This window comes from Buttiauxella noackiae ATCC 51607, from assembly GCF_001654865.1.
GTDB lineage: Bacteria > Pseudomonadota > Gammaproteobacteria > Enterobacterales > Enterobacteriaceae > Buttiauxella > Buttiauxella noackiae.
The window spans coordinates 63,063-89,487 of sequence record NZ_LXEO01000032.1 but is presented as its reverse complement, the minus strand read 5'-3'; the positions used below and the strand labels follow the sequence as shown (position 1 = coordinate 89,487).

Annotated in this window: 27 protein-coding genes; 21 read left to right on the top strand and 6 right to left on the bottom strand. The window is 50.7% G+C overall.

Annotated elements, in window-relative coordinates; genetic code table 11:
* Positions 1-113 precede the first annotated feature (113 nt).
* Positions 114-1,436 carry an ATP-dependent RNA helicase SrmB gene (srmB, locus tag M979_RS12280; RefSeq protein ID WP_034459321.1) on the bottom strand — a complete coding sequence of 441 codons (1,323 nt, stop codon included), beginning with the start codon at positions 1,434-1,436 and terminating at the stop codon, positions 114-116.
* 133 nt (positions 1,437-1,569) lie between these two features.
* Between srmB and trmN the strand changes: the two genes are divergently transcribed.
* Positions 1,570-2,307, top strand: a complete 738-nt coding sequence (gene trmN, locus M979_RS12275; protein ID WP_064555088.1) for a tRNA(1)(Val) (adenine(37)-N(6))-methyltransferase TrmN — start codon at positions 1,570-1,572, stop codon at positions 2,305-2,307.
* Here trmN and nadB read toward each other — a convergent pair.
* The gene (gene nadB / locus M979_RS12270; protein ID WP_064555091.1) at positions 2,292-3,908 is read right to left on the bottom strand and encodes an L-aspartate oxidase; all 1,617 of its coding nucleotides are present in this window, start codon (positions 3,906-3,908) and stop codon (positions 2,292-2,294) included. The genes trmN and nadB overlap by 16 nt on opposite strands.
* A gap of 355 nt (positions 3,909-4,263) precedes the next feature.
* On the opposite strand from nadB, the gene M979_RS24055 reads away from it, so the two are divergent.
* The 12 genes from M979_RS24055 (at position 4,264) to acpS (ending at position 13,712) form a co-directional block, all read left to right on the top strand.
* Positions 4,264-4,320, top strand: a complete 57-nt coding sequence (locus M979_RS24055) for a hypothetical protein (RefSeq protein WP_370639869.1) — start codon at positions 4,264-4,266, stop codon at positions 4,318-4,320.
* A gap of 22 nt (positions 4,321-4,342) precedes the next feature.
* Positions 4,343-4,918 carry an RNA polymerase sigma factor RpoE gene (rpoE, locus tag M979_RS12265; RefSeq protein ID WP_034459318.1) on the top strand — a complete coding sequence of 192 codons (576 nt, stop codon included), beginning with the start codon at positions 4,343-4,345 and terminating at the stop codon, positions 4,916-4,918.
* A gap of 31 nt (positions 4,919-4,949) precedes the next feature.
* A complete protein-coding gene (rseA, locus tag M979_RS12260; RefSeq protein ID WP_064555087.1) occupies positions 4,950-5,597 on the top strand; it encodes an anti-sigma-E factor RseA in 648 nt (215 codons plus the stop codon).
* The gene (gene rseB, locus M979_RS12255; protein WP_064555086.1) at positions 5,597-6,553 is read left to right on the top strand and encodes a sigma-E factor regulatory protein RseB; all 957 of its coding nucleotides are present in this window, start codon (positions 5,597-5,599) and stop codon (positions 6,551-6,553) included. Before rseA ends, rseB begins: the two co-directional genes overlap by 1 nt.
* Positions 6,550-7,029, top strand: coding sequence for a SoxR-reducing system protein RseC (gene rseC, locus M979_RS12250; RefSeq protein WP_034459313.1), 480 nt, complete (start codon positions 6,550-6,552; stop codon positions 7,027-7,029). The genes rseB and rseC overlap by 4 nt, the downstream gene beginning before the upstream one ends.
* A 204-nt stretch (positions 7,030-7,233) precedes the next feature.
* Positions 7,234-9,033 (top strand): translation elongation factor 4, encoded by a 1,800-nt coding sequence (gene lepA / locus M979_RS12245; protein ID WP_034459311.1) that lies wholly within the window; start codon positions 7,234-7,236, stop codon positions 9,031-9,033.
* A 14-nt stretch (positions 9,034-9,047) separates the two neighbouring features.
* Positions 9,048-10,022, top strand: coding sequence for a signal peptidase I (gene lepB / locus M979_RS12240; RefSeq protein ID WP_034459309.1), 975 nt, complete (start codon positions 9,048-9,050; stop codon positions 10,020-10,022).
* Between the two features lie 170 nt (positions 10,023-10,192).
* A complete protein-coding gene (rnc, locus tag M979_RS12235; RefSeq protein ID WP_034459305.1) occupies positions 10,193-10,873 on the top strand; it encodes a ribonuclease III in 681 nt (226 codons plus the stop codon).
* On the top strand, positions 10,873-11,781 hold the full coding sequence (gene era / locus M979_RS12230; RefSeq protein ID WP_034459300.1) for a GTPase Era: 909 nt from the start codon (positions 10,873-10,875) through the stop codon (positions 11,779-11,781). Before rnc ends, era begins: the two co-directional genes overlap by 1 nt.
* 4 nt (positions 11,782-11,785) lie before the next feature.
* Positions 11,786-12,523, top strand: a complete 738-nt coding sequence (recO, locus tag M979_RS12225) for a DNA repair protein RecO (RefSeq protein WP_064555085.1) — start codon at positions 11,786-11,788, stop codon at positions 12,521-12,523.
* A gap of 77 nt (positions 12,524-12,600) precedes the next feature.
* Complete coding sequence (gene pdxJ, locus M979_RS12220; protein WP_064555084.1) at positions 12,601-13,332, top strand: pyridoxine 5'-phosphate synthase; 732 nt, start codon at positions 12,601-12,603, stop codon at positions 13,330-13,332.
* On the top strand, positions 13,332-13,712 hold the full coding sequence (gene acpS, locus M979_RS12215) for a holo-ACP synthase (protein ID WP_034459291.1): 381 nt from the start codon (positions 13,332-13,334) through the stop codon (positions 13,710-13,712). Before pdxJ ends, acpS begins: the two co-directional genes overlap by 1 nt.
* On the opposite strand, the gene M979_RS12210 is transcribed toward acpS, so the two are convergent.
* Positions 13,709-13,969, bottom strand: coding sequence for a YfhL family 4Fe-4S dicluster ferredoxin (locus M979_RS12210; RefSeq protein WP_034459289.1), 261 nt, complete (start codon positions 13,967-13,969; stop codon positions 13,709-13,711). The genes acpS and M979_RS12210 overlap by 4 nt on opposite strands.
* 55 nt (positions 13,970-14,024) lie before the next feature.
* Positions 14,025-14,873 (bottom strand): MurR/RpiR family transcriptional regulator, encoded by an 849-nt coding sequence (locus tag M979_RS12205; RefSeq protein ID WP_064555083.1) that lies wholly within the window; start codon positions 14,871-14,873, stop codon positions 14,025-14,027.
* A gap of 126 nt (positions 14,874-14,999) precedes the next feature.
* On the opposite strand from M979_RS12205, the gene murQ reads away from it, so the two are divergent.
* From murQ to tadA, 4 genes are all read left to right on the top strand, one after another.
* Complete coding sequence (murQ, locus tag M979_RS12200; protein WP_064555090.1) at positions 15,000-15,893, top strand: N-acetylmuramic acid 6-phosphate etherase; 894 nt, start codon at positions 15,000-15,002, stop codon at positions 15,891-15,893.
* Between the two features lie 16 nt (positions 15,894-15,909).
* Positions 15,910-17,277: a PTS transporter subunit EIIC gene (locus tag M979_RS12195; RefSeq protein WP_064555082.1), complete on the top strand. Its 1,368-nt coding sequence runs from the start codon at positions 15,910-15,912 to the stop codon at positions 17,275-17,277.
* Positions 17,278-17,280: 3 nt separating this feature from the next.
* Complete coding sequence (gene yfhb, locus M979_RS12190) at positions 17,281-17,919, top strand: phosphatidylglycerophosphatase C (protein ID WP_034459281.1); 639 nt, start codon at positions 17,281-17,283, stop codon at positions 17,917-17,919.
* A 62-nt stretch (positions 17,920-17,981) separates the two neighbouring features.
* Complete coding sequence (gene tadA / locus M979_RS12185; RefSeq protein ID WP_064555081.1) at positions 17,982-18,506, top strand: tRNA adenosine(34) deaminase TadA; 525 nt, start codon at positions 17,982-17,984, stop codon at positions 18,504-18,506.
* A gap of 107 nt (positions 18,507-18,613) precedes the next feature.
* Here tadA and M979_RS12180 read toward each other — a convergent pair whose 3' ends face one another.
* Complete coding sequence (locus tag M979_RS12180) at positions 18,614-20,002, bottom strand: APC family permease (RefSeq protein WP_034459275.1); 1,389 nt, start codon at positions 20,000-20,002, stop codon at positions 18,614-18,616.
* 368 nt (positions 20,003-20,370) lie between these two features.
* Positions 20,371-21,789 carry a glutamine synthetase family protein gene (locus M979_RS12175; RefSeq protein WP_034459273.1) on the bottom strand — a complete coding sequence of 473 codons (1,419 nt, stop codon included), beginning with the start codon at positions 21,787-21,789 and terminating at the stop codon, positions 20,371-20,373.
* A 205-nt stretch (positions 21,790-21,994) separates the two neighbouring features.
* Here M979_RS12175 and puuD point away from each other — a divergent pair, with 205 nt between their 5' ends.
* From puuD to M979_RS12155, 4 genes are all read left to right on the top strand, one after another.
* Positions 21,995-22,759: a gamma-glutamyl-gamma-aminobutyrate hydrolase gene (puuD, locus tag M979_RS12170; RefSeq protein WP_064555089.1), complete on the top strand. Its 765-nt coding sequence runs from the start codon at positions 21,995-21,997 to the stop codon at positions 22,757-22,759.
* Between the two features lie 25 nt (positions 22,760-22,784).
* On the top strand, positions 22,785-23,342 hold the full coding sequence (gene puuR / locus M979_RS12165) for an HTH-type transcriptional regulator PuuR (protein WP_034459270.1): 558 nt from the start codon (positions 22,785-22,787) through the stop codon (positions 23,340-23,342).
* Between the two features lie 139 nt (positions 23,343-23,481).
* Complete coding sequence (gene puuC, locus M979_RS12160) at positions 23,482-24,969, top strand: aldehyde dehydrogenase PuuC (RefSeq protein ID WP_064555080.1); 1,488 nt, start codon at positions 23,482-23,484, stop codon at positions 24,967-24,969.
* 2 nt (positions 24,970-24,971) lie between these two features.
* Positions 24,972-26,252, top strand: coding sequence for an NAD(P)/FAD-dependent oxidoreductase (locus M979_RS12155; protein WP_064555079.1), 1,281 nt, complete (start codon positions 24,972-24,974; stop codon positions 26,250-26,252).
* Positions 26,253-26,425: the final 173 nt, after the last annotated feature.

Here is a 26,425-nt window from a genome sequence, read left to right as displayed (position 1 = left end):
TTATATCAGGACTAGTCAGGTTGGCTCAATAACTGTTATTAAACGGTTAAAACCCTGACTCAGATCGTAAAAAAACCGCCTCAATTGAGACGGTTTCTATATTCACTGACGATTTATTCAGCTGATTCGGTTTTAGCACTGCTTGGTTTGCGGCGCTTACCGACATTCTTTTTATCGCGTAGACGAACTTTCACACGCGGTTTTTCTTTCTCGTCTTTTTTCTTCTCTTCGCGCTTAGCGAGCACTTTCTTCGACGGCTTACCGGTGAGTTTTTCACTCGGCGCACGGGTCGTTGGGCGCAGCTCATCAATGACACGCGATTTCATTGGTTCTTTCATGTAACGCGTGACTTTGCCCAGTAGCAAATGGTCATGCGCTTCAACCAGAGAAATTGCGGTACCTTTGAGGCCAGCGCGGCCGGTGCGCCCGATACGGTGCAGATAGGTATCAGCAGTACGCGGCATGTCGAAGTTGAACACGTGGCTGACTTCTGGAATATCAATACCACGTGCGGCAACGTCGGTCGCAATTAATACGTTCACGCGGCCATCAGTCAAACGCTTGATAGCTTCGGTACGCTTCATCTGCACCATTTCGCCTTCGAGATAGCAGGTGTTAATTCCCGCTTCGCGAAGCCACGCTACCAGCTCATGCACACGGTCACGTTTACGTACAAAGACGATCGAACGTGTGGTATCAGGCTGTTTTAGCAAATGCACCAGTAATGCAGTTTTGTGCTCAACGTTGTCAGCACGGTAATACCACTGGTGGATTTTCTTGCGTTCACGTGTTGATGACGTTGCAGAAACTTCTACCGGATCTTCTAACAAACGCTCTGCGAAGTTCTTGATCGCATCGCCTTCAAGCGTTGCGGAGAACAGCATGGTTTGCTTGCGCCAACGTGTTTCAGCAGCAATGGTTTCGATATCCTGCGCAAAGCCCAGATCCAGCATGCGATCGGCTTCATCAAGAATCAGTGTCTCTACCGCACGGCAATCAAAGTTTTCTTCTTTGATGTATTGCAGCAGGCGACCCGTCGTTGCAACTACAATATCCTGGTTTTCGCTGAACACTTCCGCGTGGTTCATATAAGCCACGCCACCGGTGATGGTTGCGATATCAAGATGAGTATGTTTTGCCAGTTCACGAGCGTGATCGGCCACTTGCATTGCCAGTTCACGCGTTGGCGTGACGATCAAAATACGTGGTGGGCCAGATTTCTTACGCGGGAAATCGACCAAATGCTGTAACACAGGCAGCAAATAAGCGGCTGTTTTACCGGTACCGGTTGGTGCGGAACCGAGGACATCACGCCCTTCAAGTGCAGGTGGAATGGCGGCAGCCTGAATAGCTGTCGGGCGGGTAAAGCCCTTGTCCTGGAGCGCGAGCAACAAGCTCTCGTCAAGTTCCAGTTCGGAAAAAGTGGTTACAGTCATGGTCTTCCTCTATGTAGGGCGCCGATTATAGACGTTATGGCTGCGATCTTCATCTGTTTGTGTGGGTAACTGGCGCTTTTCCTGGCAACGAGTTTCCCCTATGCTACACCCGTTTCTCTACAGGGTAGCTAAGATGTGCAGTCAAAAAGCAGTATTACGTCGTGATGGATTCACCTTTAAACAGTTCTTCGTAGCGCACGATCGATGTGCAATGAAAGTCGGTACTGATGGTACGTTGCTGGGCGCGTGGGTGCCTGTTGCTAACGTGACGAGTGTGTTGGATATCGGCACCGGGAGTGGTTTGTTGGCGCTAATGCTCGCGCAACGTACACCTGATAATGTCACGATTGATGCCGTCGAACTGGACCCGATTGCCGCTGAGCAAGCTGCGGAAAACGCAAAGGGCTGCCAGTGGGCGTCGCGGATAACGGTGCATTGTGCAGATATTCGCGAATGGGCACAGCAAGCGACACAGCGTTACTCGCTGATTGTCAGCAACCCTCCGTTCTTTGAGCAAGGTAGCAATTGTGCTTCTCCTGAACGTGCTCAGGCTCGATATACCACTACGTTGGATCATAGCGCGTTGTTGAATAGCGCAACGCAGTTAATTACTGAGGATGGTTTTTTCTGCGTCATCATGCCTGAAACGGCGGGAACGGCATTCACGGAACTGGCGAAGACACAAGGCTGGCATGTTCGCTATCGTACCGATGTTGCCGATAACGAAACGCGTTTGCCACATCGTGTGATGCTGGCGCTGTCGCCAACAGATGGTGAGTATTTTACCGAGCGATTAACCATTCGTGGGCCAGACCAACAATATTCAGAAGGTTACTGCGGCCTGACCCAAGATTTCTATTTATTTATGTAGAGTGGTGAAAGAATGCTTGGCCCGGAGTTTTCGGCCAAATCCGGGTAGTCCAGCGTATAGTGCAGGCCCCGGCTTTCTTTACGCATCATGGCGCAACGCACAATCAATTCTGCAACCTGCACCAGGTTGCGCAGTTCCAGCAAATTGTTAGAGACGCGGAAGTTGGCATAATACTCGTCGATTTCTTGCTGCAGCATAGTAATTCGACGCAATGCGCGTTCCAGGCGACGTGTTGAACGCACAATACCGACGTAATCCCACATAAACAGACGAAGCTCATGCCAGTTGTGCTGGATAACAACTTGTTCATCAGGGTTATCTACACGGCTGTCATCCCAGTCAGGCAAAGCGCGAGAAATGCGTGCGTATGGCATACGTTTGATAATATCTTCGGCTGCTGACCAGCCATAAACCAGGCATTCAAGCAATGAGTTTGATGCCATGCGGTTTGCGCCATGTAAGCCGGTATATGTCACTTCGCCGATAGCATAAAGCCCGTCAACATCAGTACGACCATTCTCATCCACCATCACGCCACCGCAGGTGTAGTGCGCAGCGGGTACCACCGGCACGGGTTCTTTGGTGAGATCGATACCCAGGCCCAACAGTTTTTCATAGATAGTTGGGAAATGGTGGCGCACGAACTCTTCCGGCTTGTGGCTGATATCAAGGTACATGCAATCCGCGCCAAGGCGTTTCATCTCATGATCAATGGCGCGTGCGACGATGTCGCGCGGGGCAAGTTCGCCACGCTCATCAAAATCAGGCATAAAACGAGTGCCATCCGGGCGCTTGAGATAAGCACCTTCACCGCGCAACGCTTCGGTAAGCAAGAAATTACGTGCTTGCGGATGGAAGAGAGCGGTCGGGTGGAACTGATTAAATTCCAGGTTTGCGACACGGCAACCCGCACGCCAGGCCATGGCAATACCGTCACCCGAAGAAATATCAGGGTTTGTTGTGTACTGATAAACTTTTGATGCGCCACCGGTAGCCAGAACCACCGCTTTCGCGCGGCAGGTTTCTACTTTTTCGCGGTTACGGTTCCAGATCCATGCACCGACAACTCGGCGCGTGCCGGGCAGGCCGATTTTGTCCGAGACAATAAGATCGACGGCGTTACTGCGTTCAATAACGCGAATATTAGGATGGCTCAGCGCTTTACCGACTAGCGTGGTTTCAACTTCTTTACCCGTGGCATCAGCAGCGTGAAGAATTCGGCGATGGCTGTGCCCACCTTCGCGGGTCAAATGGTAGCTTTCCGCACCATTTGCCTGGACCTCTGTGTCAAACAGTACGCCCTGGTCGATTAGCCATTGCACACAGTGGCGTGCGTTACTGGCGACAAACTCCACCGCATCACGATCACAAATTCCAGCACCTGCGATGAGAGTATCTTCTACATGTGAATCGATACTATCCGTTTCATCGAACACAGCAGCGATTCCACCCTGAGCATATAAAGTTGAGCCTTCATTAATTGGGCCCTTACTCAGAACAATAACTTTGCTGTTTTCAGCAAGCCGTAAAGCAAGAGAGAGGCCAGCAGCTCCGCTACCGACGATTAATACATCACAAGCGAGTTCGGAATTTGCGTTCATCGTGTTTAATTTACTAAACAAAGGTTGGGCCAGCATATCACCCGATGTGGGCTCTAACACGCTTTTTTTAATCCAGTGTTATATGAACTAAACAAAAGAACTGAAGATCTGAGTTTCATCTGAATTATGTGCTGGATAAGCCATATTTGTTAAAGGTCGGCTGTTAGTGGCAGATTTTCTGATGAAAAATCATGATTCATGCGATACTCTGCAAGCAGTTTAGCGATCGCCTTTTAGGATAAAAAAGGTGTTACGGTTTGTGCCACGAAACTTATAATCAAGAAGAGATAATTCGTGGAACAGATCAGGAAAACAAAGGCGTAAGGGAACTTTGCTCAGATCGAGCGCTCCAACCGTGAACTTGCTCAGATATGCAGAGTTCGGATGGCTTTTCAATTACGCGTGGAAATAGGTTTGGGGAGACATTACCTCGGATGAGCGAGCAGTTAACGGATCAAGTCCTCGTCGAACGGGTCCAGAAGGGAGATCAGAAGTCATTCAATTTACTGGTAATTCGTTATCAGCATAAAGTGGCGAGTTTGGTTTCCCGCTATGTGCCTTCAGGAGATGTTCCTGATGTGGTGCAGGAGTCTTTCATTAAAGCTTATCGTGCGCTGGATTCATTCCGTGGCGATAGCGCCTTTTATACATGGTTGTACCGTATAGCGGTCAACACGGCAAAAAATTATCTGGTTGCTCAGGGGCGTCGTCCTCCATCTAGCGATGTGGACGCAATTGATGCTGAAAACTACGAAAGTGGCAGCGCATTGAAAGAAATTTCGAACCCTGAGAACTTAATGTTGTCTGAAGAACTGAGACAAATAGTTTTCCGTACTATTGAGTCACTTCCGGAAGATTTACGTATGGCAATTACGTTGCGGGAGTTGGATGGTTTGAGCTATGAAGAAATAGCCGTCATCATGGATTGCCCGGTAGGGACTGTACGTTCTCGTATTTTCCGTGCACGGGAAGCTATTGATAATAAAGTTCAACCGCTTATCAGGCGTTGACGATAGCGGGTTACTGGAAGGGTAATTAGGCATGCAGAAAGAACAGCTTTCCGCTTTAATGGATGGGGAAACTCTGGATAGCGAACTGCTCGGTACTTTGTCGAAAGACAAAACATTGCAGAACAGCTGGGAGAGCTACCACCTAATCCGCGATACTATGCGCGGCGATACCAGTGAATTACTTCATTTTGATATTGCAGCCAATGTCATGGCCGCGATTGAAAATGAGCCAGTGCGTAATGTCACGCCACTCATTACTGAACAGCAGCCCGAACCTCATCAATGGCAGAAAATGTCATTCTGGAATAAGGTTCGTCCGTGGGCAAGCCAACTCACCCAAATGGGCGTTGCAGCATGCGTATCGCTTGCGGTAATCGTCGGGGTGCAGCACTATAATGGCCAGTCTGACAACCCTGCTCAGCCCGAGGCTCCGGTGTTTAACACCTTGCCGATGATGGGTAAAGCGAGTCCGGTAAGTTTGGGTGTGCCATCTGAAAGCACAGCCAACACAGGTCAGCTGCAGGTACAGGAACAGCGTCGACGTATCAATGCCATGTTGCAAGATTACGAATTGCAGCGTCGTTTACACGCCGAGCAACTCCAGTTTGAACAGGCACAAACCCAGCAAGCTGCGGTACAAGTGCCAGGAAACCAAACTTTAGGAACTCAATCGCAGTAATGAAGCAACTTTGGTATGCCCTGTCTCTTATGACAAGCAGCCTGTTGTTCACCTCAAATGCCTCGGCGGACACTGTTTCGTCCGGGGCATTGTTGCAGCAGATGAACCAGGCGAGTCAGTCACTCAATTATGAGTTGGCGTTTATCAGCATCAACAAGCAAGGGATAGAGTCTTTACGCTATCGCCATGCAAGGCTTGATAATCGTCCGCTTGCTCAATTGCTCCAGATGGATGGTCCGCGTCGGGAAGTTGTTCAGCGTGGCAGTGAAATCAGCTATTTTGAACCGGGACTTGAGCCCTTTACGCTCACCGGCGACTATATCGTTGATTCACTTCCATCAATTGTCTATACCGATTTCAAACGCCTGACGCCTTATTACGACTTCATCTCTGTCGGACGGACGCGTATTGCCGACCGCCTGTGCGAAGTGATACGTGTCGTGGCCCGAGACGGCACACGATACAGCTATATGGTATGGATGGACTCTGAAACCAAATTACCACTACGTGTTGATTTGCTGGATCGAGATGGTGAAACGCTGGAACAATTCCGGGTTATTTCTTTCAACGTTAGCAAAGAAGCCAATAGCATGATGCAAGGCCTGGCAAAGGCGAGTTTACCACCGTTGTTGTCAGTGCCTGGTGCTGAGAAAGTTAATTTCTCCTGGACACCGACTTGGTTGCCACAAGGTTTTAGCGAGGTATCCAGCAGCCGTCGTCCGTTGCCCACTGTCGATGTTCCGATTGAATCACGTCTCTATTCTGATGGCTTGTTTAGCTTCTCGGTCAACATTAGCCGCGCTGTAAGTAACAGTAGCGATCAGCTATTACGTACTGGTCGCCGTACGGTCAGTTCTGAAGTTCGTGATAAAACAGAGATCACTATTGTGGGTGAACTACCTCCACAAACAGCAAAGCGCATTGCTGACAGTATCAAATTCAGGGCTGCACAATGATCAAAGAGTGGGCAACCGTTGTTTCCTGGCAAAACGGTGAAGCGCAACTTAACTGCGACGTCAAAACCTCATGTAATAGCTGTGCTTCACGTGCAGGTTGTGGCAGTCGCATACTCAACAAGCTTGGCCCACAAACTAGCCACACCTTATCAGTTGCATGCGATACACCGCTGGTGGTGGGGCAAAAAGTTGAATTAGGCATTGCTGAAGGCAGCCTGATTGGCTCTGCTTTACTGGTTTACATGTCTCCGCTGGTGGGTTTATTTCTGGTTTCAGCCCTTTTCCAGGCTCTGTTTGGGACAAACCTTGCAGCGATTTGTGGGGCGTTACTGGGTGGGGTTGGTGGTTTTCTTATCGCGCGGGGCTTCTCTTTGAAGCTCAGCCGTCGTGAAAGCTGGCAGCCTGTTATTCTCAGCGTTGCTCTGCCGCCAGATGTACTGAGAGTCGAAACTGTTACTTCTGCCGACGATCGGTGAAGTCTCTTCTGCCCACTATCTATTTGACACTCATTCCACCGGCTTTTCATCACTTAGCTACGCTTGCATGATGACCTGTTTCCTCGCTTTCTCGTTGTAGTGTAGAATGCGGCGTTTCAGGCAAAAGACAGCCATTGACATCATGCTCTGTACAGCGCATTGCGCCGAGCTTTCCCGGATTTGTAAGGCATAAAACCTCTAACTATGAAGAATATACGTAACTTTTCTATTATTGCCCACATCGACCACGGCAAATCGACGCTGTCTGACCGTATTATCCAAATTTGTGGCGGCTTGTCTGACCGTGAAATGGAAGCCCAGGTTCTTGACTCAATGGATCTGGAGCGTGAACGTGGTATTACCATCAAAGCGCAAAGCGTTACGTTGGATTACAAAGCATCTGATGGTGAAACTTATCACCTGAATTTCATCGACACCCCAGGCCACGTCGACTTCTCTTATGAAGTTTCCCGCTCTCTTGCCGCCTGTGAAGGTGCGTTGTTGGTGGTGGATGCCGGGCAGGGCGTAGAAGCCCAGACTCTGGCAAACTGCTACACCGCGATGGAAATGGATCTGGAAGTCGTTCCAGTTCTGAACAAAATTGACCTGCCAGCAGCCGATCCTGAACGTGCCGCGCAAGAAATTGAAGATATCGTCGGTATCGATGCAACTGATGCAGTGCGCTGCTCGGCAAAAACTGGTTTTGGCGTAACGGATGTTCTTGAACGTCTGGTGCGTGATATTCCAGGCCCGGAAGGGGACCCGGAAGCGCCACTGCAGGCACTGATCATCGACTCCTGGTTCGATAACTATCTTGGCGTTGTTTCGCTGGTCCGTATTAAAAACGGCACCATGAAAAAAGGCGACAAAATCAAGGTCATGAGTACCGGCCAGGTTTATAACGCAGACCGTCTGGGTATCTTCACTCCAAAACGTGTTGATCGCGACGTGTTGGGTTGTGGTGAAGTTGGCTGGTTGGTCTGTGCGATTAAAGATATCCTGGGTGCGCCAGTTGGCGATACCTTGACTCTTGCGCGCAACCCGGCAGACAAAGCGCTGCCAGGCTTTAAAAAAGTGAAGCCACAGGTTTACGCCGGTTTGTTCCCGGTAAGCTCTGATGATTATGAAAACTTCCGTGATGCGCTCGGCAAACTGAGCCTGAATGATGCTTCTCTGTTCTATGAACCAGAAAGCTCCACCGCATTGGGCTTCGGCTTCCGCTGTGGCTTCCTCGGTCTGTTGCATATGGAAATCATTCAGGAGCGTCTGGAGCGTGAATACGATCTTGACCTGATTACCACAGCACCAACTGTAGTTTACGAAGTCGAAACCACCAGTGGCGAAACCATCTACGTTGATAGCCCATCCAAGCTGCCAGCACTGAACAACATCGCAGAACTGCGTGAGCCAATCGCTGAATGTCATATGCTGATGCCGCAGGAATATCTGGGCAGCGTTATCACTCTGTGTATCGAAAAACGCGGCGTGCAGACCAACATGGTTTACCACGGTAACCAGGTTGCGCTGACCTATGAAATCCCGATGGCTGAAGTGGTACTCGACTTCTTTGATCGTCTGAAATCAACATCCCGTGGCTACGCCTCATTGGATTACAACTTCAAACGCTTCCAGGCTTCTGACATGGTGCGTGTAGATGTTCTAATCAACGGCGATCGTGTTGATGCCCTGGCATTGATCACGCACCGTGGCAACTCGCAGTTCCGTGGCCGTCAGTTGGTTGAGAAGATGCAAGAGCTAATCCCACGTCAGCAATTTGATATTGCGATTCAGGCGGCTATCGGCGCACATATCATCGCGCGTTCTACTGTGAAACAGTTACGTAAAAACGTCCTAGCGAAATGCTACGGCGGTGACGTTAGCCGTAAGAAAAAGCTGTTGCAGAAACAGAAAGACGGTAAGAAGCGTATGAAGCAAGTCGGTAACGTCGAATTGCCTCAGGAAGCGTTCCTCGCCATTCTGCACGTCGGCAAAGACAGCAAATAAATTAAGGAGTTGGCATGGCGAATATGTTTGCGCTAATCCTCGTGATAGCGACGCTGGTAACAGGGCTTTTATGGTGTATTGATAAGTTTATCTTTGCCCCAAAGCGCCATGAAAAACAGGCGGCAGCGCAAGCTGCCACTGGTGATGCACTTGATAGCAAAACGCTAAAAAAAGTCGCACCTAAGCCAGGTTGGTTAGAAACGGGGGCATCCGTATTCCCGGTGCTCGCTATTGTTTTGATTGTGCGTTCATTTATTTATGAGCCGTTCCAGATTCCATCAGGATCAATGATGCCAACGTTATTAATTGGCGACTTTATCCTGGTGGAGAAATTTGCTTACGGTATTAAAGATCCAATTTACCAGAAAACGCTCATTGAAACGGGTCACCCAAAACGCGGTGATATTGTGGTGTTCAAATATCCACAAGATCCACGTCTGGATTACATCAAGCGTGCCGTTGGTTTGCCGGGGGATCGCGTCAGTTACGATCCGGTGGCAAAAGAAGTCACTATTCAGCCAAACTGCAGTTCGGGCCAGGCATGTGATAACGCTCTGCCAATCACCTACAGCAATGTAGAGCCAAGTGATTTTGTGCAGACTTTTGCGCGCCGTAATGGCAGTGAAGCTAATTCTGGTTTCTTCCAGTTGCCGCTGAACCAGACCAAAGAAGATGGCATTCGCTTGTCTGAGCGCAAAGAAACACTGGGTGATGTAACTCACCGCATTTTGACTGTGCCAATCGCCCAGGATCAACTGGGTATGTATTACCAGCAACCGGGCCAGCAACTTGCTACGTGGATTGTGCCACCGGGTCACTATTTCATGATGGGTGATAACCGCGATAACAGCGCTGATAGCCGTTATTGGGGCTTTGTTCCTGAGGCAAATCTGGTAGGTAAAGCAACCACTATCTGGATGAGTTTCGAGAAACAAGAGGGTGAATGGCCAACGGGTGTGCGCTTAAGTCGTATTGGCGGAATTCATTGATCAATTAAATCTATTCAGATAACGACTTTCTATGTCGTTATCTATAGAATATCCCCCCGTATTAAGGTTGGCTCCCACAAGGGAGCCACGGCAAACGAAACAGCGTTGGTTCTCTTTTTCAGGTCTGTTCCGTGTGCTGAATAATTGACGCATTCATTAATTGGTATCGCATGAACCCCATCGTAATTAATAGGCTGCAGCGTAAGCTGGGCTACACTTTTGTACATCAGGATCTGTTGCAGCAGGCATTAACGCATCGCAGTGCCAGCAGCAAGCACAATGAGCGTCTGGAATTTCTGGGTGACTCCATTCTTAGCTACGTTATTGCAAACGCGCTTTACCATCGTTTCCCTCGTGTAGACGAAGGTGATATGAGCCGTATGCGTGCAACGCTTGTGCGCGGAAATACACTGGCAGAAATTGCCCGCGAATTTGAATTGGGCGAATGTCTGCGCCTTGGGCCGGGTGAGTTGAAAAGTGGTGGTTTCCGCCGCGAATCTATTCTGGCCGATACCGTCGAAGCCTTAATTGGTGGTGTTTTCCTCGACAGCGATATCCAGAATGTTGAGCGTTTAATTCTTTCCTGGTATCAATCTCGTCTGGATGAAATTAGCCCAGGCGATAAGCAAAAAGACCCTAAGACGCGTCTGCAAGAGTATTTGCAGGGTCGCCACTTGCCGCTGCCATCTTATTTGGTAGTACAGGTTCGTGGTGAAGCGCACGATCAGGAATTTACCATTCACTGTCAGGTGAGTGGCCTGCCTGAGCCGGTCATTGGTACTGGTTCAAGCCGCCGTAAAGCGGAACAGGCTGCAGCTGAGCAGGCGCTTATCAAGCTGGAGCTGGAATAATGAGCGAAGAACAAACCTTTTGCGGATTCGTGGCCATCGTTGGTCGCCCGAATGTCGGCAAATCCACGCTGCTAAACCAGTTGCTTGGGCAAAAAATCTCTATCACTTCCCGTAAAGCGCAGACGACACGTCACCGCATTATGGGCATCCATACCGAAGGCCCGTATCAGGCGATTTACGTCGATACCCCAGGGCTGCATATGGAAGAAAAGCGCGCCATCAACCGTCTGATGAACAAAGCTGCCAGCAGCTCCATCGGTGACGTTGAGCTGGTTATCTTCGTCGTTGAAGGCACGAAGTGGACCGCCGACGATGAGATGGTGCTTAACAAACTGCGTGACGCGCGCGCGCCGGTAATTCTTGCTGTGAACAAAGTCGACAACGTTCAGGATAAAGGCGTTCTGCTGCCGCATCTGCAATTCCTCGGCAGCCAGATGAACTTCCTCGATATCGTGCCTATCTCTGCGGAAAACGGCATGAACGTGGACACCATCGCCAGCATCGTTCGCAAACGTCTACCAGAAGCGATTCATCACTTCCCGGAAGAGTACATCACTGACCGTTCACAGCGTTTCATGGCTTCTGAAATCATCCGTGAAAAACTGATGCGTTTCCTGGGGGCGGAGCTTCCATATTCTGTCACCGTTGAGATTGAACAGTTTGTGACTAACGCCCGTGGTGGTTTCGACATCAATGGTCTGATTCTGGTTGAACGTGAAGGCCAGAAGAAGATGGTTATTGGCAATAAAGGCGCCAAAATCAAAACCATCGGTATCGAAGCGCGTAAAGACATGGAAGAGATGTTTGAAGCCAAAATCCACCTTGAGCTTTGGGTGAAGGTGAAATCCGGTTGGGCAGACGACGAGCGCGCGCTGCGTAGCCTGGGTTATACCGACGATCTGAAATAAGAAAATGGAAGGCTGGCAACGGGCTTTTGTCCTGCATAGTCGTCCCTGGAGCGAAACCAGCCTTCTACTTGATCTTTTTTCTGAAGAGTCCGGGCGAGTTCGTTTAATTGCGAAAGGCGCTCGTTCTCGCCGCTCTAATCTTAAAGGGACTCTACAACCCTTTACCCCCTTGCTGGTTCGCTGGGGCGGGCGTGGTGAAGTTAAAACGCTACGTAGCGCCGAAGCTGTCTCGCTTGCACTTCCCCTGAGTGGTATCACGCTTTACAGCGGCCTGTATGTCAATGAACTGATTTCACGCGTACTGGAAGACGAAACCCGTTTCTCCGAATTATTCTTCGATTACCTCCACTGTATTCAGGCTCTCGCTGGAACCAGCGGCTCACCCGAACCCGCTTTACGCCGTTTTGAATTAGCTCTGCTTGGGCATCTGGGTTATGGCGTGGATTTTCTGCATTGCGCAGGAAGCGGCGAAGAAGTCAGTGACACCATGACCTATCGATACCGTGAAGAAAAAGGCTTTATCGCAAGCCTTGTCGTCGATCATTACAGCTTCACCGGCCATGAATTAAGAGCGCTTGCTAATCGTGAGTTCCCTGACGTAGCCACGTTGCGCGCTGCTAAACGTTTTACGCGTATGGCATTAAAACCCTATCTTGGTGGCAAGCCTCTCAAAAGCCGCGAATTGTTCCGCCAGTTTGTGCCCAAAATTCGACCACTCAAATCAACTCAAGACCCGCAATAACGCAAGGCCCGTAGCCACGCTTTCCTTACCCGGTGTAAACTGCCTCAACTAAAACCGTTCTGACCCCGAGGAAAGGCATGTCTGAATTACTGTTAGGCGTCAATATCGATCACATCGCAACTTTGCGTAACGCGCGCGGCACGGCATATCCTGATCCAGTGCAAGCCGCATTTATCTGCGAGCAGGCCGGGGCCGATGGTATTACGGTTCACTTGCGTGAAGATCGCCGCCATATCACTGACCGTGATGTTCGTATCCTGCGTCAGACTCTTGATACACGTATGAATCTTGAAATGGCTGTAACCGAAGAGATGATTGGCATTGCTTGCGAAACCAAACCTCATTTCTGCTGCCTTGTGCCGGAAAAGCGTCAGGAAGTGACCACTGAAGGTGGTCTGGATGTTGCGGGTCAACTGGATAAAATGCGTGATGCCTGCAAACGCCTGGCTGATGCCGGTATCCTGGTTTCTCTGTTTATCGATGCTGACCACGCGCAAATTGATGCCGCAGTGGCCGTTGGTGCGCCATATATCGAAATTCATACTGGTTGCTATGCGGATGCTGAAGACGACGCGACTCAGGCCAAAGAATTGGCTCGTATCGCTGAAGCCGCGACCTACGCTGCTGGAAAAGGCCTGAAAGTGAATGCCGGGCACGGCCTGACTTATCACAATGTAAAAGCCATTGCCCGCCTGCCGGAAATGCACGAACTAAATATCGGCCACGCTATTATTGGCCGTGCGGTAATGAGCGGTTTGAAAGAAGCCGTGGCTGAAATGAAACGCCTGATGCAGGAAGCGCGTAGCTAATGGCTATTCTTGGCCTGGGCACCGATATTGTGGAGATTGCGCGTATTGAGGGCGTTATCTCGCGTTCCGGCGATCGGCTGGCAAAGCGTGTGCTCAGTGCCAACGAATGGTTGCAATACCAGGCGCACCAGCAACCGGTGCGCTTTCTTGCAAAACGTTTTGCGGTAAAAGAAGCGGCGGCTAAAGCATTTGGCACCGGCATTCGTAACGGCCTGGCGTTTAACCAATTCGAAGTGTTTAACGATCCACTTGGTAAACCGCAGCTACGCTTTTGGGAAGAGGCGGAGCGAGTCGCTGAAAGAATGGGCGTGCGTTCTGTACACGTGACGCTTGCCGATGAGCGGCATTACGCCTGCGCAACGGTTATTATCGAAGATTAAAGCTTATCGGCGTGGTGCAACTGGACGAACTTATCCCAAAGTTGCTCTTCGTTTTCAGTATGCGCTGGATCTTTGATAATGGTATTTGGGATCGGGCAAACCTTCTGACAGGTTGGCGTTTCATAATGCCCAATGCACTCGGTGCAACGGTCGGTATTGATTTCGTAAATGCTGTCACCCATGGAAATTGCCTCATTCGGGCACTCCGGTTCGCACATATCGCAGTTGATACATTTTTTAGTGATAAGTAGCGCCATGGGAAGATCTCGATAACATCAGAAACAGGGCGGGCATTATACGCCCAATCCCCGATCAAACCAGTTTTTTTACCAGTGCTTCGCTGTGGCGAATGCGCTTCGGTGCGTGCTCCAGATCCCTTTGTACCAGCGCCATAAAGAGCAGGTCGGTCAACATCATTTGTGCGCTGGTTGAGGAAATTGCCGCACTGCGTGTCGCTTGTTCTTCGGCGATGGTATACAGGCACAAGGTTGCACGTTGCTGTAGTGCGTTTGGCGTAAAGCCTGTGATGGCGAGGATCTTCGCGCCAGTGCGCAGGGTTTCATCGGCGGCGAGATTTATCTCACGCCGTTCACCAGAATAGGAAATCGCCAGTAATACATCGTCACTGCTTGAGGCTTGCGCAGTCGCAAGTAACGCATGCATGTCTTGCTCTGCTACCGCGTTAATCCCGATTTTCATCAGCTTCCAGGCAAAGTTTTTGGCAACCAACCCGGATGCACCGATGCCAACCAGCAGCACACGCCGCGCATTGCGTAGCATATTCACACTTGCCAGCAGCTTTTCTTCGCTGTTGACATCAAGTGTTGCGTGCATCGCCGCCATATTATCCTTGATCAGTTTCTCGCCTACCAGCCGCAGCGGATCGTCTCCAAGAATAAGGTTATGCACCGCGACTGATTGCGGTTCCTGGCCGCTGGCGAGAGCTTCACTGATGGCAAGTTTGAGAGCAGGGAAGCCTTTGAAACCTAATTTTTGGGAAAATTTCACTACGCTGGACTGACTCACTCCGGCTTCAGCCGCAAGCTGCTGCGAACTCAAATGGCGAGCATAGTCGGGTTTTTCCAACAGAAAGTCGGCCAGTTTACGGTCACTCTGTGCAAGCGTTGAGTAGCGGCTTCGAATACGCAGTAAACAGTTCATGTCCTCTCCAGTCTGCCGGGTCAATAATGTGAGCCGCTCCATAATAACGTAAATTACGCTCGCCTGAATGAATTTTATATTCCATTATGTGGAAACTGTAAGGAATTAAATATTCAAAGGTGCATGATGAATCTCGGCTCTCTCGTTTCTGAAACTCGTAATCCACAAACAATGGATCTTGATTGCCTCTCAACACTCGAAATGGTTGAGCGTTTTAATCAACAAGACGCGCTGGTGGCTGGGGCAGTTGAAAAAACATTGCCGGAAGTTGCCCTTGCCGTCGATGCCGCAAGTGAATCACTCAAGGCAGGCGGACGTTTGATTTATATGGGGGCAGGCACCAGCGGGCGGCTTGGTGTTCTGGATGCCTCTGAATGCCCACCAACGTTCGGTGTTCCGCATGGTTTGGTCATTGGCTTAATTGCGGGTGGCCCTGGTGCATTGCTGAAAGCCGTTGAAGGTGCCGAAGACAACCAGCAATTGGGTGAAGACGATCTGAAGGCATTAGACCTGACGGCTAACGATATGGTCGTTGGGCTTGCAGCGTCCGGTCGCACGCCATATGTGATTGGTGGCCTGCGTTATGCGCGTAACCTCGGATGCCGTACTGCCGCCATTTCCTGCAACCCAGGATCAGCTATTGCGCAGGAGGCTGAAATTGCAATCTCTCCCGTCGTTGGCCCGGAAGCGTTGACCGGTTCCACTCGTCTGAAATCAGGCACTGCACAGAAGCTCGTACTGAATATGATTTCCACGGGTGCGATGGTCAAGCTGGGCAAGGTGTACCAAAACCTTATGGTGGACATGAAAGCGACCAATATCAAACTTGTGGACCGTGCATGCCGTATCGTTGTTGAAGCTACCGGTGCTGCTCGTATCGATGCCGAAAATGCACTCAAACAAACTGATTACGAAGTAAAACCCGCCATTCTTATGATACTCACCGGTGTGGATGCGCAGACAGCTTTTGCACGTCTGGCAGTCAGCGATGGCTATCTCCGTACCGCTTTAAAAAACTAAAAGCAGGCACTGAATCATGGATAAGACAGCGACTTTGGCCCGTGAAATTTTGCCTGGCATCGGCGGGCAGGAAAATATCATCCGTCTTGAAAACTGCATGACCCGCGTGCGTGTTGAGCTTAAGGACGATAGCCTGCTTGATATTGCTCGCCTGAAAAAACTGCCGGGCGTCAGCGGTTATGTGAAGCAAGGTTCGCAGCATCAGCTGATTGTCGGCCCAGGGCGTGCAGCCCAGGTGGTTGACGCGATGCGCGAACTGCTGCAAAGCAGCGGCCAGACTATCTCAAGTGAAGATGATATCGCGCACAATAAGGCTCAAGCTAAAGCGCGTTATCAGGCTCCGATGAGTGAAGCGCTACGCAAACTGGCGAATGTCTTTATTCCATTGATTCCTGCTTTTATTGCATCGGGTCTGATTACTGGAATTATCAACATTCTGAAGCGCCCGGATATTGTTGGCGATATGGCCACCCAGTACCCGAACATTCTCGGTTTACTCGCCATCTTTGGCAGCGCAGTGTTTGCTATCATGAATATTCTGGTGGGTGTGAACGCTGCGAAAGTCTTCGGTGGTTCGATGGCGATGGGTGGCGTGATGGCGGGGATTCTTTCCAGTCCGCAACTGGCGCAAATCCACCTGTTTGGTGAAAACCTCCAGCCTGGCCGCGGTGGGGTTATCGCCGTATTGCTGGTGGTGGCGTTGATGTGCTGGATTGAAAAACGGTTACGTAAGCTGTTACCTGGTTCAATTGAACTTATCCTTAACCCATTGCTGACGACATTGATTACCGCTTCGATTGCTATTGTTGCTTTGCAACCGTTGGGTGGCCTGATTTCCGATGCCATTGCCCATGGCGCAACAATGGCTATCGACAAAGGTGGTCTGGTGGTTGGCGCGGTGCTTTCCGGTGCGTTCTTGCCATTGGTGCTTTCTGGTTTGCATCAGGGGCTGGTGCCGATTCATGTTGAGCTTATTCAGACTCATGGGCAGAACGCATTATTGCCAATTCTGGCGATGGCGGGCGTCGGGCAAGTTGGCGCTGCACTTGCGGTCTTTATTAAAACACGCAATCAGCGCCTGAAAAAACTTATCAAAGGTGCATTACCCGTTGGGCTGCTTGGTATTGGTGAACCGCTGATTTTCGGCGTGACGTTGCCGCTTGGTAAACCATTTATTGGTGCATGTTTAGGTGGCGCGGTTGGCGGGGCATTAATCAGCTACTGGAAAGTCGCGACGGTTATTACATTTGGCATTTCAGGTTTACCGCTGGCTTTAACCATTGTTACCGGAAAAGTGATGCTCTATCTGTTAGGCTTTCTGATAGCGGTTATCGCAGGGTTCTTATTTACATGGTTTATGGGCTTTAACGATCCAGAGGAGTAACGTTTGACAACTCAGAGTGAGCGTCGGGTAGTATTTTTCGATTTAGATGGCACGCTTCATCAGCAGGATATGTTTGGCAGTTTCTTGCGCTTCCTGCTGCGCCATCAACCTCTCAATCTGTTACTTGTCATTCCGCTTTTGCCGGTGATAGGTGGCGCGTTGCTGATTAAAGGACGTGCTGCTCGCTGGCCGATGAGTCTATTACTGTGGGGCGCGACATTTGGACATAGTGAAACGCGCCTCAAGCAGCTGGAAGCAAATTTCGTCACCTGGTTTCGTGGGCAAGTTACAGCTTTTCCGGTGGTGCAGCAGCGTCTTACCGATTACCTGACAAGTTCAGATGCTGATGTCTGGCTTATCACCGGTTCACCGCAACCTTTGGTACAGCAGGTTTATTTCGACACGCCATGGCTACCGAAAGTGAAGCTGATTGCCAGCCAAATCAAGCGTTCTCACGGTGGGTGGGTGCTCACATTACGCTGTCTTGGGCATGAAAAAGTCTCACAACTGGAACAGCAAATCGGCACACCTTTGCAGCTCTACAGCGGTTACAGCGACAGCAACCAGGACAACCCGCTGCTCTATTTTTGCCAGCATCGCTGGCGGGTTACGCCGCAAGGTCAATTACAGCAGCTCGAATAATTTTGGGTACAAAAAGGAGCTGTGTATAATGCGCGCCCGAAACGTGCCCGGAGAGACCTCTCTTGTCAGAAAGTGAATTTACCCACGAACACTGGATGCGCCATGCGCTGACCCTTGCGCGCCGCGCGTGGGAAGAAGGTGAAGTTCCGGTCGGTGCAGTGCTGGTCCATAACAACCAGGTGATTGGTGAAGGTTGGAACCGTTCTATCGGGCGACACGATCCGACAGCACATGCTGAAATTATGGCGTTGCGTCAGGGCGGTTTGGTGCTGCAAAACTACCGTCTATTGGATAGCACGTTGTATGTCACCCTCGAACCGTGCGTTATGTGTGCAGGTGCGATGGTGCATGGACGTATCGGAAACCTGGTGTTTGGTGCACGTGATGCTAAGACCGGGGCAATTGGATCTTTGATGGACGTGGTGGGGCACCCAGGAATGAATCATCAGATTAATGTGATTGAGGGTGTACTGGCAGAAGAGTGCTCGGCAATGTTAAGTGATTTTTTTCGAGCCCGTCGTCTTGAGAAAAAGGCCCTAAAGGAAAAGGTCCGAAATGGTAATAACCCCAATAAGTTGGACAGTTAAACACCTGGCTCGTAGGTGAGGGTACGATTTATTTAACAATATTCTCTCATAAAAAAGCGAGCCGCCTTTTCAAGCAACCCGCCTCATAAATTAACCCACTATTTTAACTACTCCCAGGCCCGCTCAGCCTTAGCAGCATTGAACTGTGGCGGTGGCTTTCGGAAGCTACGTGTGAGATAGGTAAGATATCCCAGACCTACCGCTGCCCATATCAGGCCGAGCGTCAGAGATGTTGTTTCCAGGTTGATCCACAACACTGCCACAGTAATCGCTCCAGTCAGCGGCAGTATCAGATAGTGAAACTTATCCTTCCAGGTTTTGTTTCGTCCTTCACGGCGCCAAAAGTGGTTGATGACTGAGATATTCACGAAGGTAAATGCGACCAGCGCACCGAAGTTTATCAGTGCTGTTGCGGTCACCAGGTCGAAGAACAGTGCGGAAAGCGATACGATGCCGACCATCAGTACATTCAGTGCTGGGGTACGCCATTTTGGGTGCACGTAGCCGAAATATTTCTCCGGGAAGACGTTATCGCGCCCCATAACGTACAGCAGTCGTGAGACGCTGGCATGGGATGCCAGGCCTGAAGCCAGCGTGTTAACGAAGGTCGTACACAGGAAGATGGACTGGAATAGTTTCCCTCCCACATACAGGGCAATTTCCGGCAGTGCCGCATCCGGATCCTTGAAGCGGATGTTGTCCGGGAAGAATAACTGCATAAAGAATGATGCCGCGATAAAGATGATTCCGCCGTAGACCGCTGTGAGGAATATGGCTTTAGGAATGGTGCGCGCTGCATTCGGCGTTTCTTCTGAAAGCGTTGTTACCGCGTCGAAACCAAGAAACGAGAAACAGACTATTGTTGCGCCAGTGATGATGGGGAGGAGATGTGCGTTCTGGCTGATGAAAGGTTGTAGCGACCAGACTGTGCCAACGCCTTCTCCTTTATGCAGCCCCTGAACAACCAGAATAATAAACACCACCATGATGCAAATCTGTACCAACACAAACAAAGTGTTGAAGTTAGCCACCAGGTTCACGCTTTTCAGGTTGATAACGGTGAGGATAGTCACAAAACCGATGACCCAAATCCAGGGTGGAACGTCGGGAAACAGGGCCGATAGATAGATTTTCGCCAGCAAGACATTAATCATCGGCAGGAACAGATAATCCAGCAGCGACGACCAGCCCACCATAAAACCAACATGGGGGCTAATAGCCTTTTGCGCATAGGTATAAGCAGAGCCAGCCTGCGGGAACTGGCGTACCAGCTTACCGTAGCTGATGGCGGTAAAAAGTACGCCCGCCAGTGCAAGAAGATAGGATGCCGGTACGTGACCTTCGCTGACGCCAGAAACAATCCCGAAGGTATCAAACACCGTCATGGGTGTGAGATAGGCCAGCCCCATCATCACCACTTGCCAGAGTTTTAAAGATTTACGCAGTTGCGGTTTTCCCGCCGGCGAAAGGTTTTCAATAGAAGTGTTAGTCGCCATGGCCTGGCCCCCCCATGCATGTGGAGGTTTGCGATAATATCGTCGTTATAGCAAACCTGCTCAGGCTGGGGGTTAAACGTGGAACCAGAGGCGTAAATATCGGGCTATGACCATTAACAGGTCCGTCGTAATCAATATGGCAGCAGCATTCGCCTTCGCCGTGCGGGTATTTGAACATCTGCATCATCTCATTTCCTCGTCATACAATCTGTCGTTTAACTGAAGACCCGTTGCCGCGTGCTCCGTTGTGCGACTCAGGGAAATGGCAGGTTAGCCCTGCAACGTTTCCGGTCCGGCTCCGATCAGACCTTATGATGCTGCTTAATTTTTCTGCCGGGCAGCATAACGCTACCCCGGCATGGCTACACTCAGGCGTTTTTCAACATCCACTCAATTTCCGTTTCTGTGATCATTCGTTCAAATTGGATCAGCTCATCGTTCTTACAGGCATGGAAGACATGAACAAATCGTTCGCCTAACAGCTCGCGCAGATGATCGTTCTGGGTAAATTCCCATAGCGCATCGCTCTGGCGAATAGGGAAAGGCAGTCCTTCCTGCTCCAAGCCGTTCCCTTCAACTTCTTCCTGCAATGGCAGATCGTTATCCAGGCCATACAGGATGCCTGCAAGAATTGTTGCCATCACCAGATAAGGGTTGGCATCTGCCCCCGCTACACGGTACTCAATACGATGGTTATCGCGATCGCCACAAGGGATACGCAGTGCGACGGTACGGTTGTTATGCCCCCACGAAGCCTGTGTCGGCACATACATACCGGGCTGGAAACGACGGTAGGAGTTGACGTTCGGAGCAAGCATCGCAATAGATGCCGGCATCAGGTCAATCATGCCCGCAAGTGCACGTTTAAGAAGTGCGGAGTCTTCGCCATCGGCGTCCGCCAATACATTCTCACCTTTGCCGTTCAGGACGCTGATATGAATATGCATCCCGCTTCCTGCGTGCTCTTCATACGGTTTCGCCATAAAAGTGGCGTGCATCTTATGTTTTTCTGCCACTGAACGGACCAGACGTTTTAGTGCCAGCGCATCATCGCAGGCATCCAGTACGTTATCGGTATGGTGCAGGTTAATCTCGAACTGGCCTGGGGAGGCTTCGGCGACAGCACCATCTGCTGGAATCAATTGCAGGCGGCCCAACTCATCAATATCGCTGAGCACATCGGCAAAGTGATTGAGGTTATCGACAGAGTAAACCTGGTTTTGGGTATTACGATCTTCAGTACCCGGCGCGCAAGGAGGTTGCAGATAGCCGTCTGCATCACGCTGGCGATCGAGTAAATAGAACTCCAGCTCTACCGCTACCACGGGGTGCAAACCACGCTGGCGTAACTTCTGCCAGAGTCGGTTAAGCACGTTGCGCGGCTCAACGTCAAAGGGAGCGCCATCTTCATCCAGCATGGTCAGCATCATCTGCCCGATAAGTTCCGGGTCCGCCGCTGACGGGGTTAATGTTCCAGGAATCGGTACACAATTGCGATCTGGCTCACCTAATTCCTGGCCAAGACCGGCTTCTTCCACCACGTTGCCCAGGATATCCATCGCAAAGACGGATGCCGGGAAGTAACAGCCTTTTTCTATCTTACGTAGGCTGGAAACCGGGATGCGTTTGCCACGGAAGCCTCCGTTCAGGTCTGTAATAAGGACATCAACATATTGGGTACTGGGGTAACGCTCGAGGTAGGTTTTTACTTCACGTGCAAACGCGCTACTTCGTCTCTCTTCGGAATGCTGAACGAAATTCTCAACTTCTACGATATTGGTATCCATGATTGACCACCGTTGCATTGGATGCGTTTTTTTGCTGTTAAATATAATGTCCACCATTCGACATTGGTGCCAATTTAAATGTTTGTCAAATGTTAAATGAACTTTGCAAATAGGTTATACCGCTGCTAGATTGATAAAATATTGAACGGAATAGAGCGGAATGGAATCTTTTGGCAATAATTTAGTCCAGAATGTGAGGTCGATCATGGGCAATATATTTGACAGGCCAGTTATTGGCGTCGTCATGTGCAGAAACAGGCTTAAGGGTCATGAGACCCAGACGTTGCAAGAAAAGTATCTGAATGCGGTTTTAAATGCTGGTGGGTTGCCTGTTGCCCTCCCTCATGCGCTGGCGGAGCCAGAATTGCTGAACGCATTTCTTCCTAAGCTTGATGGCATTTTTCTGCCGGGGAGCCCCAGCAATGTACAGCCGCACCTCTATGGTGAAAACGGCGATGAGCCTGACGCCGATCCCGGGCGTGATGAATTGAGCCTGGCGCTGATCAATGCCGGGCTTGAAAGGCGCATTCCCATTTTCGCCATCTGCCGGGGTTTGCAGGAAATGGTGGTTGCTACGGGTGGGACGTTATATCGTCGCCTACACGAGCAGCCCGAATTTCTCGAGCACCGGGAAGATCACGAACTGCCGATGGAGCAGCAGTACGCCCCATCCCACGAAGTCCAGGTTCAACAGGGAGGATTACTTTCTTCTTTAATACCAGGTTGCAACTCGTTTTGGGTTAATTCACTCCATGGACAAGGCGCGAAATCGCTGGGTCGTCTGTTACGTGTGGAAGCACGTTCACCGGATGGCCTGGTGGAAGCCGTCAGCGTACACGATCACCCATTCGCCCTTGGTGTACAATGGCATCCAGAATGGAACAGTAGCGAATACGCGCTGTCGCGTTTATTGCTAGAAGGTTTTATCAACGCTTGTCAGAACTATATCGCTGAAAAACAGCGGCTCTGACCACTACTGTTAAGGAAATACCAATATGAGCGATGACGGCCTGGCGCCGGGAAAACGTTTGTCAGCGATCCGCCAGCAATTGGGTCTTTCACAACGTCGTGCCGCCGAACTGTCTGGATTAACGCATAGTGCCATCAGCACCATAGAGCAGGATAAAGTCAGTCCTGCAATCAGTACGCTACAGAAGTTACTGAAAGTTTATGGGCTGTCGCTCTCCGAGTTCTTCGCGGACCCGGAAAAACCTGATGAACCACAAGTGGTTATCAATCAGGATGACCTGATTGAAATCGGTAGTCAGGGCGTTTCAATGAAGCTAGTACACAACGGAAATCCGAACCGTACACTGGCGATGATCTTCGAGACTTATCAACCCGGTACGACGACAGGAGAGAGGATCAAGCACCAGGGTGAAGAGATAGGCACGATACTGGAAGGTGAAGTGATACTGACCATCAACGGTCAGACATATCACCTGGTTGCAGGGCAAAGTTATGCCATCAACACCGGCATACCTCATAGCTTCAGCAACACCTCGGCAGGCATCTGCCGCATTATCAGCGCCCACACTCCCACCACGTTCTGAAGTCCATTCGGCCTGAGTTATTCAGGCCGCTTTTTTAAAAAACTTTTTACGGGATTTATTTCCTGGGGCAACTTGCAGCCAGATTTTGCCGACAACAGCGAAGAAAGACATTTTATCTTATTGAATCTAAGGAGTAATTATGGACTTTCAGTATCTGAATTACTGGCAGGAAAAAGCAAAAAATATCACGCTTGAAAGCCGTCTGTTTATTAACGGTCAATATTGCCAGGCTCAGGATAATGACACTTTTGACATTGTCGATCCTGCCGCGCAGCGCACGCTTACCCAGGTTTCCCGCGGCAAAAAAGCCGATGTTGATATTGCTGTACGTGCCGCCAGGGATGTTTTTGAGCGCGGTGACTGGTCGCAGGCCTCGCCTGCAAAACGCAAAGCCGTACTGAGCAAACTTGCTGATTTAATGGAGCTGCATCACGAGGAGCTGGCGCTGCTGGAGACACTTGATACCGGTAAGCCTATTCGCCATAGCCTGCGTGATGATATTCCAGGTGCCGCCCGCGCCATTCGCTGGTACGCGGAAGCGATTGATAAAGTTTACGGTGAGGTCGCCTCCACCGGTGTGAATGAGTTGGCGATGATCGTACGTGAGCCGATCGGCGTTGTTGCCGCTGTGGTGCCGTGGAACTTTCCTCTGCTGCTTGCCTGTTGGAAGCTCGGCCCGGCGCTGGCGACAGGTAACAGCGTGATCCTCAAACCTTCTGAAAAATCCCCGCTGACAGCAATTCGTCTGGCGCAGTTTGCGAAAGAAGCGGGTCTGCCTGACGGTGTGTTTAACGTTATCCCAGGTTTCGGTCATGAAGCCGGCCAGGCGCTGTCACAGCATCCGGACGTGGACGTTATCACTTTCACCGGTTCAACCCGTACGGGTAAACAGCTGCTGAGAGATTCGGGTGATAGCAACATGAAGCGTGTCTGGCTGGAGGCGGGTGGTAAAAGTGCCAACATCGTGTTCGCCGACTGCCCGGATCTGCAAAATGCCGCAGCCAATACCGCCGCAGGGATTTTCTACAATCAGGGTCAGGTATGTATCGCTGGAGCTCGTCTACTGCTGGAAGATAGCATCGCCGACGAGTTTATCGCTCTGCTAAAAGAGCAGGCCAATAACTGGTTGCCAGGCAATCCACTTGATCCGAATACCACAATGGGCACGCTGATTGATAACGCCCACGCCGACAACGTACACAATTTTATCCGCGATGGTGAAAGCCTGGGCAAGCTGGTGTTAGACGGCCGTGATGGTAAACATCCTGCTGCCATTGGCCCAACCATTTTTGTCGACATCGATCCGAATACTCGCCCGGGCCGAGATGAAATCTTCGGACCCGTTCTGGTTATTACCCGGTTCACCACCGAAGCGCAGGCGCTGGAATTAGCCAACGACAGCGACTACGGCCTGGGTGCTGCAGTGTGGACCCGCGATCTTTCCCGTGCTCATCGCATGAGCCGACGCCTTAAAGCTGGCTCAGTCTTCATCAACAACTACAACGATGGCGATATGACCGTACCGTTCGGTGGCTACAAACAGAGTGGTAATGGCCGCGATAAATCCCTGCATGCGCTGGAAAAATTTAGCGAACTAAAAACAATCTGGATCTCCCTGGAGTCTTAATCATGTCTGAACATACCACCAGCTATTACGCCGCCAGCGCTAATCAGTATGAGCCGTTTCCACAGCTTGAAGAATCCGTTTCCTGCGATGTGTGTATCGTCGGAGGAGGTTACACCGGACTTTCCTCAGCACTTCATCTGTCGGAAATGGGTTATGACGTAGTGCTGCTTGAGTCGGCACGCATCGGCTTTGGCGCAAGCGGGCGTAACGGCGGCCAGCTCGTTAACTCCTACAGCCGTGACATCGACGTCATCGAACGCACTTACGGCCCGGACGCTGCAAGAATGCTTGGCGGCATGATGTTTGAAGGCGGGGAGATCATTCGCGAACGCATCAAACGCTACCAGATTGACTGTGACTACCGTCCCGGCGGATTGTTTGTCGCCATGAACCGCAAGCAGATGGAAACCCTGGAAGAACAAAAAGCTAACTGGGAGCGTTACGGCAACACCCATCTGGAGCTGCTGGATACCGATGAGCTACGCCGTGAAGTGGACAGCGACCGTTATGTTGGCGCCTTGCTCGACCATAGCGGCGGCCATATTCACCCGCTGAATCTGGCTATCGGCGAAGCCAATGCCATTCGCCTTAACGGCGGCCGCGTCTATGAACTGTCACCGGTAACTAACATCCAGCACACCAGCCCGGCAGTTGTCAGCACCGCAAAAGGCCAGGTCACGGCACGTTATGTCATTGTGGCGGGTAACGCTTATCTCGGCGATAAGCTCGAGCCGGAACTGGCAAAACGCAGTATGCCGTGTGGTACCCAGGTGCTGACCACCGAACCACTGGGTGAAGACGTAGCCCGCTCACTGATTCCGAAAAATTACTGTGTGGAAGACTGTAACTACTTGCTGGACTACTACCGTCTGACTGGCGATAACCGTCTGCTCTATGGCGGCGGGGTGGTATACGGCGCTCGAGACCCTGCGGATATTGAACGTCTGGTAATGCCCAACCTACTGAAAACTTTCCCGCAACTAAAGGGCGTGAAAATCGATTACAGCTGGACCGGCAACTTCCTGTTGACTCTTTCACGGATGCCACAGTTTGGCCGCCTGGATAACAACATCTATTATATGCAGGGCTACAGCGGACACGGCGTGACCTGTACGCATCTGGCGGGGCGTTTGATCTCCGAACTTCTGCGCGGTGATGCTGAGCGTTTCGATGCGTTTGCCAACCTGCCGCATTACCCATTCCCTGGTGGTCGCAGCCTGCGTATCCCGTTCACCGCGATGGGGGCGGCCTACTACAAACTGCGCGATCGTCTTGGTGTGTGATTAACTCTCTAATCGACCGATGCCTGATATAAGGCATCGTGTCTGAGAGCATATTTCATTTGTATTACTATGACTTATGATGGAAAGCTCTCATCAGAAATAAAATGGACAACTCCGTTTAGGGTTGTCCATTTTTTCTTTACTTGTGCCTCGATGGGCACTGCATCAGTAGA